The following is a 16,356-nucleotide window of genomic DNA, read 5'->3' as shown; positions in this document are numbered from 1 at the left end:
ATACAAATAGATTTCTTAATTTTGCGTAGATGGATTCGTTAACTCAGGTAGTGTTAGGCGCCACTTGCGGAGAAGTAGCACTCGGTAAAAAAATAGGCAATAAAGCTGTTTTATTTGGTGCTATTGGGGGCACTATACCTGATCTGGATGTGATCATTGGCAATGTATTTTATACCAACGAGATAGATAAAATTGCTTTTCACAGGGGTTTTACGCATTCTATTGTATTTGCTGTTATTGCTTCTTTGATTATCGGATTTATCGTTTACGAATCTTATAATTCCGGGAAGAGGAAAAATACGACCACTCTTAAAGATTGGATTTGGCTGTTCTTTTTGTCTATTTTTACACATCCTGTCTTAGATTGTTTTACGCCTTACGGCACGCAGTTGTTCTTACCGTTTTCTGACTATAGAGTGGCATTTAATACAATCTCTGTTGTTGACCCTTTGTATACTTTCCCTCTCTTGATTTGCATTGTAGCTACCTTATTCTTTAGAAGAATAAACCCTAAAAGAAGGAAATGGGCAAAAGCCGGTATCTACATCAGTTCTTTTTACATGCTATTTACCATAGGTAACAAATTATATATAGATACTGTTTTTAAAAAATCTTTTCAGGAAGCAAATATTGCTTTTCACAGGTTTAGTGTACAACCTACTATTGCAAATGCTATTTTATGGTATGGCATTGCCGAAAGTGAAGATGCTTACCATGTAGGGTTTTATTCTTTATTGGATACCCGTACCAGGGCAGATACTATTCTTACCATTTCCAAGAATCACCACCTGTTGGATGTCAATCATCCGGATATTAAAACCATGCGATGGTTTAGCAATGAATATTACAGGTTATCTGATATGGATTCGCTATCCCAAATCATATATACGGATTTGCGATATCCTTTTTTAGATCCTAAGAATTCTGATTCTGCAATCTTTACTTTTCCTTTAGTAAAAAGAGAAAATGAAAGATATGATGTGATACCTTTTGGAGGTAATAAAACGGACAATGATGGTCTTAAAGATTTTTGGAAACGATTAAAAGGTATATGATATGGTTTAAAGTTGGAAAGTAAAAAAGTTACAAAGTTGGAAAGGTTCTTAACTTGTTTAAAACATTGAAAAAAATAAAAATAATAACCTAAATAAACACAATTAAAATGAAAAAAGCAATCGCTACCGTTATCGTAATTTTTATCTTATTTTCTGCCTGTAAAGGAGAGAAAAAGGGCAAAATTGAAGCAAAAGAAGAAGTAAAAGTTGAAAAAACAGAGACTGTTAATAATGTAGATATAACAGCCTCATTAGTAACGTGGAAAGGTTCCAAATCCGGAGGGTCGCATCATGGAACCGTATCTTTAAAACAAGGTTCCCTTATCATAAAAGACGGAGCAATCACATCAGGTGATTTTGTCATAGATATGGCTTCTATTAAAAACGAAGATTTAAGTCCTGACTACGGAGCAAAATTAGTAAAACACTTGAGTTCCGATGACTTTTTTGATATTGAAAAATTTCCTACGGCCAGGTTTATCATTACCTCTGTAGAACAAAAAGAAGACACCTTGGCAGTTACGGGAAATCTGACGATCAAAGACGTAACAAAAAGCATTACCATTCCGGCTACATTAACAGAAGAAGGAGCCAAAATATTTAAAAGCGATACATTTGCCATAGACAGAGCTGATTTTAATGTAAAATACGGATCCAAGAGATTTTTTCCTTCTTTAGAAGATAAAATTATTAATGACTTAGTGGAGATGTCATTTAGCATAAAAGTAAAAGGCAACTAGTCGATTAAATAATTATATACTCAGTCGTAATCGTCCGAAAGCTGAACATGAGGCCACCGTGTTTTTAGACATAAGGATCAAGGCGATTTGATTTTCAATTTGTCTATCGTCTTTACTCTGGTAGTGAAACGATCCAGCGTTTAAAATTTCGGGTGTTAATGATATTCAGTATTTCATAAATTAGAAACCGGTACGTATAAGGCTTTTTTGATCCGGACACATTAATGAGGTTAATAAAAATTAACGAATCTTTTTCGCAAGTTGGAGAGCTTACAGATTGCTTTTATTCGTTTTTCTTTATGGAAGAACACCTGTATTCGGTTCATAGAAGGCATCAGCTTTTTTCTTATGATGACTGGCCAAAAAATGAATCCGATACGATAAGTCAAATCATTCTCACAAAATATCAGGGCAATGACACAAAGAAAATAGTATCTGAGGAAATACTCTGTTCGGGCAATGATCCCCGTGTGGTCAGTGATGGAAAAAAAGCATATGTAGTATCCCAAGGAGCACTACATTCAAAAACACCATACCTCCTTACTTTTCTTCCCGAAAAGAGAACTTTCTCCGTAACATTAGGAAGCTGAACCTTTTCCTCTGGAAGAAAAAACTCGCCCTAAAAAAAGAAAGCGTAAAAATGGATCAAGACTAATTGTTGTGTTTATGCAAAAATTGTAGTTAATCTATAGAGGAAGAATTCTGTGTTTTTGACCCCTCTAAATTGTAATCTAAAGGCTTTGATTTTGGCATTGAAAGATTCTGCCGCTGCATTAGTACTTCTATTAATGAAGTAATTCAATATTGATCTATAGTTAAGCCTGATAGAGTTTGCTATGGTATTAAAAGCCTTGTATGCTGTTTGTTCTACATCTTTATACCAATGCGCTAGTTTTGTATAAGCGACTTGTATTGAGTTTGCTGTGTTGAAGATATTTCTAAGTCCTTGTACGAGCTTAAAAGCTGTTTTGATATCAGGATATCTTTTAAAGAGGATGTTAGCTCTTACTCTTTGATCTTCTGTCCAATTACTTGGTGCTTTGTAGAGTAAGTATCTGCTTCTAGCCAAGAGTTGCTTTATGGTATCTCCATTTTCTAATATTTCAGGGTAATATTCTTTGTTATTGGTTTTGGCAAGTTTGATCCGTTCATTTTCTGTATCTATGGCTTCCCATCGATGTTTGATCCTAATTTCTTGAAGTGCTTCTAGAGCTAGTTTCTGTACATGGAATCTATCGGTTACTTGTATGGCTTTGGGGAAACACCGTTTGGCAATCAGCTTCATGGAGTTCGCCATATCTAGGGTAATTTCTCTGACCTTGTTTCTTTTCGCAGATGAGATTTTAAATAGGTGTTTGATAATAGGTTCTGCTTTGGTAGTAGCTATGATCGCCACAATACTTCCTTTCTTTCCTTTAGCTTTTTTATTGGTAACGATGGTGTAGAGTTCTCCTTTTGATAAGGCTACTTCGTCGATAGATAATCGAGTTCCTATATTCTCAGGGAAGATCAACCACTCTTTGGCATGAGACTTTTCCTTCCACTGTTTAAACTCACTCAAATAATCTCGATACTGCCTTTGGAACTTCTTCCCATTCACGCCATAGATTCTTGCAATGGTTTTGCAATCACTCTTCTCAGTATCGACTAATCTCTTTTAAAAAAGCAGCAAACTCACCTGTCATGCGAGTTCCCTGAGCTACTAGATTCCAATCTCTTTGAATGATTTGCCTAGTCTCTTTATCTAACCATCTACGTCGCCTTACGTGAAGATACACAGTGTTTCCACGCAAAGGAAAGTCTTCAATAGTAATCTCTTTGTGGAAACCATGAGCAATTACATTAGGATTTATGACTTCTTTAGGAACAACATTACGCTCTTCAAAATACAAATGAAGTTCCTCATTTCGATGAGTGTGTCTTACCAAATCAAAATGTTCTACGAGCATCTCAGGTAAGATGAATTTTAAAAGGTCTAAGGATAATTCCAATCTCTGTTTTTTTTTACAAAGATCAAAACTTTAATTCAATCCACACAAAACTTTTGACCCTGATCCCTAATTGCTTCGTTTCACTCGCAAAGACACACTTCATTCAATCTTCAATTAACAATTAATCTTCATCTGAACTCACACACAACTTTTGTGACTGATCCGTAAAAATACCGAACAGGGATTTACTATTTTACTTCCGGGGTCTAACAGAGCAGATAAAGGATATTTCGATATTTTTCATTTGGCGAAAGAAATTTTATTTGAATTTCCAACCGTAAAAATAGTGGTTCAGGATATGAAAAAACAAAACAAATACTATAACGGAAAATACAGGAAGAAATTAAAACAATTGGCGAATATTGAGTTGACGGAAGCTGTTTTATCCAGGCAAATGATAGAAGCACTTTACAGTCGGGCAGATTTAATCCTGTTGCCTTATGATCCTAATGTCTATCATTTTAGAGGATCCGGAATTCATTATGAAGCCATTGAAAACAAAATTCCGGTACTAGCTAAAAAAGGAGCGGGTTTTGCCGAAGAGATCAATAACTGGTCTTCCGGTTGGCTATATGAGACCAAACAAGATGTATTACAATGTCTCGAAAAAATACTGGCAATGAATCCTGATGACAGAAGAAATAAAATGGAAAAAGCTTTTACAAATTACAAACGCAGTTTTGATGAAGCATATCATTTTAATTTGTCATAAAGATCATATTGTTTCGGGATCGGTAAACTTCATGAAGCATCTTTTTGAAAAAATTTTTACTGTAGATGTCATTACAGATAATGTAAGCTTACAACATATCAGATCGCTATTTGAAATACACTCCCGCTCTGTTTTTGTATTATGGCAAATGGAACAGCTGGCTCCTTGGTTGATTTCAAAAGGGTTGAGAGTCGTTGTATTCCCCATGTATGACGGTTGCGGAACCGCTCCGAAAAGTTATTTTAAAATACTCGACAAAACCTATCTTTTCAATTTTTCTAAAAAACTTCACAAAATATGCATTGATATCGGCATTGTTTCATATCAGCTTAACTACTATCCGGAAGTACCTGAATTTGATAAGGAGAACAAAAAAAAGAACACTCTTTTTTATTGGCTTCGCCGTCCGGAAAGTTCGTTAGCCGAAGCCACCATTGCAGATGTTTTTTCTCCTTATGTAGAAAAAATTCACGTACACGACAGACAGGATGCCTATGATATGAATAAGGATGTTTTCAGGATTCCGGACGGTTTTATCTCAACATCCATAGGTTTGATCATAAAGAAGATTTAAAAAAACTAATTGCTTCTTCCAGATATTATCTGGCCCCAAGAGAGTCCGAAGGGATTGGAATGGCTTTTTTAGAAGCGATGAGCTTAGGTTGTATCGTATTTGCCAACAGAAACTCAACACACGATCAATATATTTATCATGGCCACAACGGATTTTTAATTGACTTTGAATCAAGAGATATAAACTTGATAAAGCAACAAATTAAAGAAGCTTTCGAAATCATCCGTTCCGGTAAAAAAATAGGTCAAAATGCCCGGGATTATATGTTAGCGGGACCATCTGTTTGGAAAAAACAATCTGACAAAGTTTTAAAAATGATGTGTGTAATTCACGATGCCGAAAGCCCTCAAAAATCTAATGATATAGAACAAAATGCAGGATATGTATTGGTGAGGCTCTACAGGATACACCACAGATTATATTTTATAGCTACCGCTATTTTCCTATGTTTGAGTTTATTTAATGATAAAGTCATAAAAATAAGAGCAAGCATGTTCTATAATCTTGCGCTTCGATTTTTAAAATTCTTAAAGAGATGATAAAAACAAACCATTTACAGAACTTGTTTTCTACAGTGTGAGGTCTAACTTAAAAGCCGAAGTACATAAATACGCATTAAGTTATTTGTGGTGGATTATGGAACCGGCACTGCATTTCTTTATTTTATACGCAGTTTTTGGGGTATTCTCCGGAGGAAACAACACACCTGATTATATTCCTTTCTTATTCTGTGGCATTATCCCTTGGTTTTGGTTTAGCAAATCTGTCAGCAACGGAATGGAATCTATTATAAAGGGCAGGCAGATAATAAGAGATACCTATATTCCCAAATATTTTTTTCCCACAGTTTCCATTATTCAGGATGCAGTTAAAGAGCTTTTTGTCTGGGTTGTTTTGATACTTGTTCTGTTGGTAAGCGAATCATATCCCAATATTATGTGGATGTTCTTACCTATCTTGCTTTTACTCCAGTTTTTGCTCATTGCATCGATTGTGTATCTGGTAGCTATTATTGTCCCTTATTTTTTAGATCTAAAACACATCATCACCACGCTATTGCAAGTTATCATGTTTGGCTCCGGAACTTTTTATGATTTTAAAACGATGCCGGAAGCCTATCAGGACATTTTTTTATTAAACCCTTTTGCACTGCTTATAAATCTGTATCGAGATATTTTAATATATAACAAACCGCTTCATATGCAAAGTATTCTTTATATTTTCCTATTTATCATTTTTTTTGGTATACTGGGATTTATTGCGCACAGGCGCTTAGACAAAGAAGTACCCAAAGTACTCTTCAGATAATAATATGGAACATCATCTGGTATTACAAGACATTTCTTTCTCATACAGAACCGGGAAAGTATTTTTTTCTAAAAAAAAGAAAAGCGTACTTGACCGTATTTCTTTTAACGTTCGCAAAGGAGAAACACTTGGAATTATTGGTAGAAACGGAGCCGGTAAAAGTACCTTACTGAGGTTGTTATCCGATATTATAACGCCTGATGAGGCAAGCATCATACGAAACTGTAAAAGTATAAATTTACTGTCTATAGAACTTGGGTTCTCAGAGCAGTTGAGCGGGATTCAGAATATTGTTTTGAGTGGTCTTTTTAATGGTTTTTCCAAAAAAGAGATCATCAAAAAAACGGATGCCATTATAGAAATGTCAGGTATTGGTGATGCGGTTCACAATACACTCATTACATACTCTTCGGGAATGAGGGCAAGATTGGGATTCTCCATTGCTTATCACCTTGAACCGGATATTTTGTTAATTGATGAAATTTTAGGAGTGGGTGATATTGATTTTCAATTAAAATCCGAACAGTTGATCAAAGAAAAAATGAACTCTGACCAAACAGTGGTTTTGGTCACCCACGATCCCAACCTTGTAAGAGATGTCTCTGACAGGGTCATTTGGATAGAACATGGTAGAGTTATCAAACAAGACAACAGTCATAAAGTGGTGGATAGCTATTTAGAATATATGCTAAAAGATCCTGTACAAATCACGAAATAAAAACCAAAACCTATTTTGAATAAGAGAAATATCCGAAAAATTAGCTTCAAAAATAAGCGTTTTCAGCTTTCTTTAGGCACTGACGACATGAACATGAATTCATTGGTTCCGAAAGACGGCAAATACGAGCCCTGGCTCACAAAATATATGGAACTGGCTTCTACATACTACAGCTCCGACAAAGTTGCTATCGATATCGGAGCAAATGTGGGGATAATCACTGTAGTATTAGCACATCTTCAAAGCAAAGGTATCGTAATTGCCTTTGAAGCATTATCTGTGATGTACGAACATCTGGTCCAAAACGTACAAAAAAATAAATTCATCAACATTATTACCGAGAGACAAATTGTAGGATATGTTGACAATCAATTAAAAACGATCCATGTTCCTTTTGGCGATAATGTGGGAGGCTCTTTTGTGAGTTCTGAAAAAGTAAAAAATGCATCTCATACCGAAAAAGTAGCAACCATTTCTCTGGATACATACCTGGCAAAAAATAACCCAAATATAGCTATCAAAATCCTGAAAGTGGATGTTGAAGGCTGGGAAACATTCGTACTCAGAGGAGCCCGCAAAACCATAGAAAAGCACCGGCCTGTAGTTTTTATTGAGTTAAATGTACAAGAGAGAACATTGACCGTAGAAAAGAGAGGGAAAGCACTTTTTGATGAAATCGATGCTTTATTTGAATACCTTTTTTTGATAGAAAGATTGTCGCACTCATTAATTCCAATAAAGAGTTACAGTGATTTGCGAGGCAGGACATTTTGTAGAAGATCTCCTGTGCTTTAACGATTCCGGATTTTTAGATTACATACAGCCCTATTGTATGACAAATACATACACTTGTTATCATGGATCCGGAACCAAGGAAACAAAAGATCGTACAGGTATTATAAATTCGTTATCTCACTTTCCCGATAATTGGTGTTTCGGGCATGATTTTTTTCTTCAAGTCAAAAATCAAAAAACCGTTAAATTACAACTTACTTTTAAGAACTCAGGTCCTCACAAAACCAATACGATAATGATCTTTTCCAATAATCATTCGGAGGAGATTACCCTTGACAGGAAACCGGTTTCACGCCGGTATACTTTTCATCAAGAAGAATATACTTCCGTTTATGTGTTTACGGAAAAGACATTTTCTGCAAAGAAACACTTCCATTCGAATGATCCCAGAACACTGGGAATCCAGGTGGAAATCGAGGAAATCGAAAACGGAATAAGTTCGTATACTAAAGATGAAAAAAAACATCTGACAGTTGCGGAAATGATAGATCGACTGAAAAATGTTCCCGCAAAAGTACTTTGGAAAAATTCATATTGGGGAGCATACAACGAGCTTTTTGACATCTTTTATGCTTTCTGCAAAGTAGGAAGCAAATATATCTCTCTTCATGGTGAAATGTATATAGAAACCTTTCACAAACGAAGGTTAAAAGCATCTAAAATTGCCAGACTATACAAATGTGAGTACGAACTCACTCCGCAAGGTCTCAGAAGAACTCAAAAAAAATACATTGGTTTGGGAGCCGATCCCAGAATGGTAAGTGACGGCGTCCGGGCTTATGCTTATGTGATCGGCTATGGAGAAGCCAAACACCCTGCTTTTTTATATGTAGAAAAAGACGACTCGTTACATCCTTTAAAAGCAGATGACGGATTTGAATGGGGGAAAACCGGCGACCTTTTCTAAAAGAAGGTTGATTCTTTATAGTACATGAGCTAAGCCCTTTCAGTATTTATGAAATAGATATAAAACGTATCGGTTAATTCCTGTAGATCGTGTACATACTGATTTTCAACTTTCTGCTCATTATACCAATCATACCATGTTTAGAGGAGGTTCCAATGCTATTGTAGAAGGAAAAACATTGTTAGGAATGGGCAGGGCTTCTGCGCAACCATATAAGCACCTGCCTTTTTTATGGGCCAATCAAAATGGTCAGGCTCCTACCTTTCATTTTTTAGATTTTTTCAATCAGATCAGTCAAAAAGGATTTGGTATTATAGATCCTACCTGTTTTTTTAAAGAAGGGGAAAATATTTTTTTAGGTCTGGCTTGCTCCGAGACAACGTGGTTTCACTCCCAGGAATTTTTAAACCTCTTGTTAGTTATTGATACGGAAAACTCCTATCCCGAGTTGCCGACTTTAACTAAAATCCTGTCAAACTATACCGATGCTTTTATCGAAAACAAACCCAATTTACGAAACCATATTTTTCATTGCGACCGCTTACAGCACGATATTCCCTTCTCTTATGAATATGGGAAAAAATCTACGGGAAGTAAAGGAACCCTGGTCTATGGCCCTTATATAGCTATCAAAGAAAGCATGAAGCTTTCCGTAACACTTTCTTATTTAACCATGGAAAGTACGGGAGCAAAAGCAGGAGAGTTTGATATATGTCTTTCAAAAGAAGGTAAAAACGGCAAAGTAATATTTGTTGAGATCGATACGTGTGATCTAACAACCACAAAGAAAGAAATCAGAAGTGTCGCATTACAATTTGACACCCGGGATTATATAGGCTACAAAGCAGAATTTAGAGTGAGGGTAGAAAAAGGATATCAATTAAATGCATTTCATATCAGGACAAAAGAAACAAACAATGAACTCATTTAAACTTTTTGGATTTAAGCGAACATTAGAAGTTTTTAGATATGTTGAAAGCTTTTTTGAGTTGCATAGCAGCCGCTACGGAAGGAAAAAAAGATAAAAACAGAGCTAAAAACACTCATTTTTTAGCAAATTGAAAAAGTTTAAATGAGTTCAATATCAAAACCCCTGAAGTAAAAAAAGAAACGAGTTCTTTAAAAAAGATTATCAACAATTATTTTTATAAAAAACAGGACAGTGTTTTTAAAAAAGAGTAAACTTTTTATACATGTAAAATTGAGGGCTTTGGCTGCCCGATTCATGCAGTCCGGCAGTGAGGTAATAAGTCGGTATACAGATATGAAAAACTATACTTTTTTTGTAAAGACATGCCCCATGATACAGCTTTCTCCAACAGTCTGACAGGCGTTAAATCCAAAGGGTTTTCCGGTTTTCTTGTCTACGGGCCCTATATTGAAATCATGGAAGCAATGACTTATGCCGTTGAACTTTCATATATAACTACAAATAAAAAAGGAACATATGCCGGGAAATTCGATATCAATTTATCAAAAAGAAAAGAAGATAATACATTTGATTTTATCAAAGCCGAAGAGTGTTTTTTGGAGTTTACAGATACAAAAATCAAAAAAGCAACTTTGTATTTTGACAGTAGTACATATATCGGCTACAAAGTTGAATTTCGTGTTTTTGTAGAAACAGGAATCGATCTTTATGCTTTTCAAATTCAAACCGGAAAAGTTGATAAACCTCATTTTTATTATCATGATACGACGGTTTGTTCACAATTGGAAGCAGAAATTGACGTTTTCCCAAGAAAATACCAACGATTGCGAATCATACTTTTCCGTATAAGAGCCATTGCAATACAACCACGGGTGATTTTTAAAAACCCTGTTTTGCTGAAAAAATCACTTCAACAAAAGACAGCGAAACTACTTGATAAAGTGAAAGCACAAATAATTTCATGTATCCGTTCAATAGATTATAAAGAGGGAGATATAATAGAAGTGCCTGTTCGTATAGATCATCTTCCCAGACAACTCAAAAACCAATTCTATAAAAAATTTGAAGTGATAAACGCTGAAAGTTTGTGTGATGACTGCTATGGTATACACCCTTTACAGCTACCTTTGGTTTGTTGTAAATATATGCCCCGAAACGAGTATGGTTTATACCAAAGAGTTTGGACTCAGGAAATGGTGAAAGAATTAAGAGCATTGGCAAAGAGCAAAAATGATTATAGCTGTGAAGGGTATCGCGGTTCAGTACTTCAACATTACGCTGCATTTGACAAAATTCAAGTCGAAGGAAAAAAAACAATGGTTATTGGCAGTGTAAGTCCCTGGCTTGAGTGTATCCTTCTGGCATACAAAGCAAAAGAAATACTGACAATAGAGTACGGAACTATTTCCTATGACGGTAAGGATATTAAGGTATTAGATCGGCTAAAACAACCACTTCCTCCACCGGAAACATATGATATTGTATGCTCTTTTTCCAGTATTGAACACAATGGACTGGGAAGGTATGGAGATCCCATTGATCCGGAAGGAGATCTTAACACGATGAATGAAATTTTTAATGTTTTAGTAACCGAGGGCATTGCTGTAATTGGAGTTCCTGTAGCCGTAAATAATGTGTTGGTTGGAAACGGACATAGAGCATATTCAAAGGAATATATAGAAAATCATTTATTCAAAATACTGGATATAGTAGCCTACCCATACGGAGCGACCAAAGTAAATTATACGAAAGATAAAACAGACTGGCAAAATCAACCGGTTTTTATCATGCAAAAACCGCTTTGCAGATTACCTCATTCATTGGTCTCAATCGTTAGTTGAAACTATGCACTTTCAGTGCAAGACTTTCAGTTGCTACACACTTTTGTATCTTTGAATTGTGAAAGAACAAATGCGACTTGGACATACTGTATCTTGGCTTACTGCGCACATAGTTTGGGTTACAAAATATCGTTATCATGTTCTCAAAGGTGACATTCAGAAACGTTGCCGAGATTTGGTTAAACAAGTTTGCGATTCTGAGGGTGTACGAATTCTTAAAGGGGTGATAAGCAAGGATCACGTACATATTCACATCGAATACCGACCGTCTCAAAATATTAGTGATATTGTTAAACGCTTGAAGGGAAGAACATCTCGACGACTTCAAGCAGAATATCCAGAATTGAGTAAACGTTATTGGGGTAGACATTTTTGGGCTATTGGTTATGGCGTTTGGAGTACAGGAAACATTACTGATGAGATGGTACAAGAATATCTTGAGCATCATCGAGATTCTTCGAATACTGATATGGATAATATTATTTTGGAATAAGAATTTCATTCTTTTAAGAAACCTATGGACTTGAAGGCCATAGTGGTTTAGTTACCGAATCAATCTGTTGAATGATCCAATCATATGTCTTTCTTATCCCTTCTTCCAGGGTTTGAGTATAATCCCATTGTAATTTTTCACGTATAAGGTCGTTATTGGAATTTCTTCCCTTTACGCCAACCGGGCCATTTAAAACAGGTTTGATAACTATCTTTTTTCCCGCAATTTTGGCAACAATCCGAACCAGTTCTCTAATAGATACCTTTTCTTCCGATCCGATATTCACCGGACCTTGAAAATCGGAATTCATTAACTTTCGGGTAGCCTCTATACACTCATCGATGAATAAAAAAGAGCGCGTTTGATGTCCGTCTCCCCAAATCTCAATGGTTCCTCCTTCTTTGGGCAAAAGACCGATTTTTCTGCAAATAGCAGCCGGTACTTTTTCTTTTCCGTCTTTCCAGGTACCTTCAGGGCCAAAAATATTATGATATTGGGCAATTCTGACGGGTATTTTATAATTACGGGCATACGTCAGATACAAACGTTCGGAAAATATCTTTTCCCACCCGTATTCCGAGTCCGGATGGGCAGGATATGCAGTATCTTCGGCACAATTCGGACGGGCAGGATCCATTTGATTCTGCTGAGGATATATGCAAGCCGAAGAGGAATAAAAAATCGTAGTGTTATTTTTTTGATGTATCCGGCTTAGCTCCTTCTGTCCGTTTAAAATATTGAGATTGATCACCACCGAATTGTGCATGATATCCGCATCGTTGTCTCCCGTAAAAATGTACGCTGCACCTCCCATATCAGCTGCAAATTGGTAGATATCATCAAAAACCTGTTTTCCTTTCTTTGATTCGTAGGCGAGTATTTCTTTGATCCGAAAAGGGTTTCTAAGATCTTCAATCAAAAATTCATCCGCAATATTACCAGAATATTCGGGGTATTTCAAATCGACTCCTCTCACCCAATAATCCTCATGTTTCAGCCGCTTTACCATATGGCTGCCTATAAACCCGCCGGCTCCCAAAACCAATGCTGATTTCTTTTTCATAGGAATTTTATTTTATATAGTTGTCGGCTTTTCATAAAAAATCTTTATAAATCCAAAACTAAGTGAATGTTTCAAATATTCATAACAAAAAAGTTAGAAAGTGTAAAAGTTGGAAAGTGTAAAAGTTTATATTTTTAACTTTGAGAGCTTTACTACCGGCTTTTTGATAATTATAAATTTAATTGATTACACTTAATTATGCCACTAATTTAAAAATTCGTATCTTAATATAAAGTTTAGAATTATGAATTTACTACATTTTATTGAACAATTTCCAGATGAGTTTTCCTGTAAATCACATATGAAGTTGGCTCGTTCAAAAGAAGGAGTCATTTGCAAAAAATGTCAATCAAAAAAGCACTATTGGTTAAAGTCTAAATGGATGTGGCAATGTTCTTATTGTGGTTTTAGAACTACTCTACGCAGCGGTACTATGATGGAGAACTCCAATTTACCTATTCGTACTTGGTATCTCGCTATGGCATTTATGACTTTTAGTAAAAAAGGTATTTCTGCTGCCGAATTACAACGTCAGCTCAACCATACACGTTATACCACTATATGGTCTCTTATGCACAGAATACGTTCGGCTATGGGAAAACGAGATAATTTATACGACCTTGAAGATATGATTGAGTTTGATCAAGATTACTTTACTGTGGCAACAAAAGAATCCGACAGACAAAAGCTTAAAAGAGGCAGAGGCAGTCAAAAACAATCTAACGTAGCGGTAATGGCAGAGTCTGTACCTTTAGAAGATTTAAAGACTGGGAAACAATCCAAACAATGTCGTTATTTTAAAATGAAAGTTTTGGATACTCATAAAAAAGAAGAAGTCAACACGCTTATTGATAGTAATTTTGATGATACATGCATTGTTTTTAGCGACAAAAGCACGTCTTATGTAGACATAGGTGATTATGTGGAAGTACACATTACTGAAAAATCAAATAAAGAAACCACTATTACCACACTAAAATCGGTGCATATAGCCATAAGTAATGCAAAACGCACTCTGTTAGGTATTTACCATAAAATTAAAGGAAAATATTTGCAGAATTATCTTGACGAGTTCTGCTATAAACTCAACAGACGCTATTTCGCTGAAAGACTATTTGATAGACTGGTAGTAGCTGTCACTCATCAATACTGGTATAAAAGTGGGTAATCAATTAAAATATTCATCACCTCTTGCCAACTTCCAACTTTCTAACTTTGAACTCGTTTAAACTAAAAGAATACTCAAAAAAATATTTGAACTTAAAATCATATTTTAATTTTTTTGTATATTGCGCCAAATTTTAAATGCTATGAAGCAGTTCAAATTACACATCACCTTACTATTAGTAATAGTGTCGAACCTAGTTTTTTCACAGGAAATACAATTAGCTTCGCTTTTGATCCCACAAGAATTAAAAGAAGATGCCAATGCGGTGATCAGAAACGAATCTACCAAAATAACACTTACAGCCGTAGATGAAATGTCTGTAAAAGTATCCAGAACTATAACTGTACTAAATAAATTGGGACGGAGATATGTAGATGCATACGTCAGATATGATAACGATACTAAAATTGTATCTCTGTCAGCTGAAATCTACGATGCGCTCGGTAAGAAAATTAAAAGAGTAAAGAAAAAAGACTTTTTAGACTTTAGTGCCGTTGAAGGAGGCACTTTGTATTCGGATGATAGAGTAAAACAATTAGAGTATACACCTGTCAAATATCCGTATACCGTAAAGTTTGAATACGAATACAAAACATCTTCTACGGGATTTATACCCGGTTGGAGGCCTATGGATTGGTATTATGTGGGTATTCAGGAAAGCACATATCAAATTCTGAATCCGGCAGGGCTAAGTCTCAGAAAAAAAGAATCTCGTACGGAAGGCTATGCTATTGAGAACTTATCTACAGGCAACGATATTCATTATCGTATGCAAAACCAACCTCCGATAGCATACGAAAGAGGTGCAGGATCTTTTTTTGAGCTTACGCCGGTTATAAGAGTAGCTGCCAATAATTTTACTTTAAAAGGAGTAAGAGGTAAGGGAGAAAACTGGCAAGAGTTTGGAAAATGGAGATATGAATATCTATATAATGGAAAAGATGTAATCTCCGGAGAAACTAAAATAAAGGTTCAAAATTTAGTTAAGGGTATTAGCGACCCTATTGAAAAAGCAAAAATTATATATAACTATATGCAGAATAAAACCAGATATATTAGTGTTCAGGAAGGTATAGGGGGATGGAAACCTATTGCAGCTAACCAAGTAGATAAAGTAGGGTATGGAGATTGTAAAGGATTGACAAATTATACAAAAACTTTATTAGATGCTGTAGGTGTTAAATCTCATTATTCAGTGATATGGGCGGGAAGTGAAAAAAAAGATGTAATGAAAGATTTTACTTCTATGCAGGGAAATCATGTGATTTTAAATATTCCCAATGAAGGAAAAGATATTTGGTTGGAATGTACAAGTCAGATCATGCCTTTTGGTTTTTTAGGCGATTTTACCGATGATAGAAATGTACTGGTTATCACTCCGGAAGGAGGCATTATAAAAAGAACTCCGGCATATTTGAATGAGTTCAACTTGCAGACTTCCAAGACAGTGATAGCATTAGACGCTGCCGGTAATGTTAAGGCAGATATCTTAGTTACTTCCAAAGGAATTCAATACGATCGCAAATTCTCCATAGAATCCATTCCCAAAGAAGAGCTGAAAAAATATTATAAAACAAAAGTATGGGACTATAATAACAATCTGACCATAGATAAAGTAACACTTTCAAACAATAAAGATTCTATTGTTTTTTCCGAAAAACTTTCCGTTAACATTCAAAATTATGCTGCGACACAACAGGGAGCTTATTTATTCAGAGCCAATGTATTTAATAAATATGGATATGTACCCAAGCGGTACAGGAATAGAAAATTGCCCTTGAAAATCCCCAGAGGATTTAAACATGTAGATGAATTTATCATAAAGTTACCCGAAGGATATATATTGGAAACACTACCTGCAGATTATGTACTGGAGAATCAATTTGGTACTTATAGGGTAACTTTTAAGAAAATAGAAGGCTCGCGAATAAAATACAATAGAGAACTTTTAATCCGAGCAGGAGATTACCCTAAAGAAGATTATAAAGCATATAGACGTTTTTTAAAAAAAGTTACAAAATATGACAATTTAAGGCTATCACTCATAAAAAAAACATAAT

The 16,356-nt window shown here is 35.4% G+C and carries 18 protein-coding genes; 15 read left to right on the top strand and 3 right to left on the bottom strand.

What is annotated here, in order from left to right; translation table 11 throughout:
- Positions 1 to 29 precede the first annotated feature (29 nt).
- From GKR88_12810 to GKR88_12800, 3 genes are all read left to right on the top strand, one after another.
- The gene (locus GKR88_12810) at positions 30 to 1,055 is read left to right on the top strand and encodes a metal-dependent hydrolase (GenBank protein ID QMU65082.1); all 1,026 of its coding nucleotides are present in this window, start codon (positions 30 to 32) and stop codon (positions 1,053 to 1,055) included.
- Positions 1,056 to 1,162: 107 nt separating this feature from the next.
- Positions 1,163 to 1,795 carry a YceI family protein gene (locus tag GKR88_12805; GenBank protein ID QMU65081.1) on the top strand — a complete coding sequence of 211 codons (633 nt, stop codon included), beginning with the start codon at positions 1,163 to 1,165 and terminating at the stop codon, positions 1,793 to 1,795.
- Between the two features lie 224 nt (positions 1,796 to 2,019).
- Positions 2,020 to 2,385 (top strand): hypothetical protein, encoded by a 366-nt coding sequence (locus GKR88_12800; GenBank protein ID QMU65080.1) that lies wholly within the window; start codon positions 2,020 to 2,022, stop codon positions 2,383 to 2,385.
- Positions 2,386 to 2,459: 74 nt separating this feature from the next.
- On the opposite strand, the gene GKR88_12795 is transcribed toward GKR88_12800, so the two are convergent.
- On the bottom strand, positions 2,460 to 3,413 hold the full coding sequence (locus tag GKR88_12795; GenBank protein QMU65079.1) for a DDE transposase: 954 nt from the start codon (positions 3,411 to 3,413) through the stop codon (positions 2,460 to 2,462).
- A gap of 19 nt (positions 3,414 to 3,432) precedes the next feature.
- Positions 3,433 to 3,786 carry a transposase gene (locus GKR88_12790; protein ID QMU65078.1) on the bottom strand — a complete coding sequence of 118 codons (354 nt, stop codon included), beginning with the start codon at positions 3,784 to 3,786 and terminating at the stop codon, positions 3,433 to 3,435.
- A 157-nt stretch (positions 3,787 to 3,943) separates the two neighbouring features.
- Here GKR88_12790 and GKR88_12785 point away from each other — a divergent pair, with 157 nt between their 5' ends.
- From GKR88_12785 to tnpA, 10 genes are all read left to right on the top strand, one after another.
- On the top strand, positions 3,944 to 4,498 hold the full coding sequence (locus GKR88_12785; protein QMU65077.1) for a glycosyltransferase: 555 nt from the start codon (positions 3,944 to 3,946) through the stop codon (positions 4,496 to 4,498).
- Positions 4,470 to 5,072 (top strand): hypothetical protein, encoded by a 603-nt coding sequence (locus GKR88_12780; GenBank protein ID QMU65076.1) that lies wholly within the window; start codon positions 4,470 to 4,472, stop codon positions 5,070 to 5,072. The genes GKR88_12785 and GKR88_12780 overlap by 29 nt, the downstream gene beginning before the upstream one ends.
- On the top strand, positions 5,042 to 5,611 hold the full coding sequence (locus GKR88_12775; protein QMU65075.1) for a glycosyltransferase: 570 nt from the start codon (positions 5,042 to 5,044) through the stop codon (positions 5,609 to 5,611). Before GKR88_12780 ends, GKR88_12775 begins: the two co-directional genes overlap by 31 nt.
- A 37-nt stretch (positions 5,612 to 5,648) precedes the next feature.
- Entirely contained in the window at positions 5,649 to 6,380 is a 732-nt protein-coding gene (locus tag GKR88_12770; protein QMU65074.1) for a hypothetical protein, read from the top strand.
- Positions 6,381 to 6,384: 4 nt separating this feature from the next.
- The gene (locus GKR88_12765) at positions 6,385 to 7,098 is read left to right on the top strand and encodes an ATP-binding cassette domain-containing protein (GenBank protein QMU65073.1); all 714 of its coding nucleotides are present in this window, start codon (positions 6,385 to 6,387) and stop codon (positions 7,096 to 7,098) included.
- A gap of 15 nt (positions 7,099 to 7,113) precedes the next feature.
- On the top strand, positions 7,114 to 7,893 hold the full coding sequence (locus GKR88_12760; GenBank protein ID QMU65072.1) for an FkbM family methyltransferase: 780 nt from the start codon (positions 7,114 to 7,116) through the stop codon (positions 7,891 to 7,893).
- 37 nt (positions 7,894 to 7,930) lie between these two features.
- Positions 7,931 to 8,800, top strand: a complete 870-nt coding sequence (locus GKR88_12755) for a hypothetical protein (protein QMU65071.1) — start codon at positions 7,931 to 7,933, stop codon at positions 8,798 to 8,800.
- 136 nt (positions 8,801 to 8,936) lie between these two features.
- Entirely contained in the window at positions 8,937 to 9,731 is a 795-nt protein-coding gene (locus GKR88_12750) for a hypothetical protein (GenBank protein ID QMU65070.1), read from the top strand.
- Positions 9,732 to 10,093: 362 nt separating this feature from the next.
- A complete protein-coding gene (locus tag GKR88_12745; GenBank protein QMU65069.1) occupies positions 10,094 to 11,572 on the top strand; it encodes a DUF268 domain-containing protein in 1,479 nt (492 codons plus the stop codon).
- 70 nt (positions 11,573 to 11,642) lie between these two features.
- Positions 11,643 to 12,065: an IS200/IS605 family transposase gene (gene tnpA / locus GKR88_12740; protein ID QMU66713.1), complete on the top strand. Its 423-nt coding sequence runs from the start codon at positions 11,643 to 11,645 to the stop codon at positions 12,063 to 12,065.
- A 22-nt stretch (positions 12,066 to 12,087) separates the two neighbouring features.
- Here the strand turns inward: tnpA and GKR88_12735 are convergent, their stop codons facing one another.
- Positions 12,088 to 13,128 (bottom strand): NAD-dependent epimerase/dehydratase family protein, encoded by a 1,041-nt coding sequence (locus GKR88_12735; GenBank protein QMU65068.1) that lies wholly within the window; start codon positions 13,126 to 13,128, stop codon positions 12,088 to 12,090.
- Positions 13,129 to 13,372: 244 nt separating this feature from the next.
- Between GKR88_12735 and GKR88_12730 the strand changes: the two genes are divergently transcribed.
- Both GKR88_12730 and GKR88_12725 read left to right on the top strand, forming a co-directional pair.
- Entirely contained in the window at positions 13,373 to 14,296 is a 924-nt protein-coding gene (locus GKR88_12730; GenBank protein ID QMU65067.1) for an IS1595 family transposase, read from the top strand.
- A 211-nt stretch (positions 14,297 to 14,507) separates the two neighbouring features.
- Complete coding sequence (locus tag GKR88_12725; GenBank protein QMU66712.1) at positions 14,508 to 16,355, top strand: DUF3857 domain-containing protein; 1,848 nt, start codon at positions 14,508 to 14,510, stop codon at positions 16,353 to 16,355.
- Position 16,356: the final 1 nt, after the last annotated feature.

This window comes from Flavobacteriaceae bacterium (genome assembly GCA_014075215.1).
Lineage (GTDB): Bacteria > Bacteroidota > Bacteroidia > Flavobacteriales > Flavobacteriaceae > Polaribacter.
Note: the sequence above shows the minus strand (reverse complement) of the source record. Positions and strands in the feature narration are given on the sequence as shown.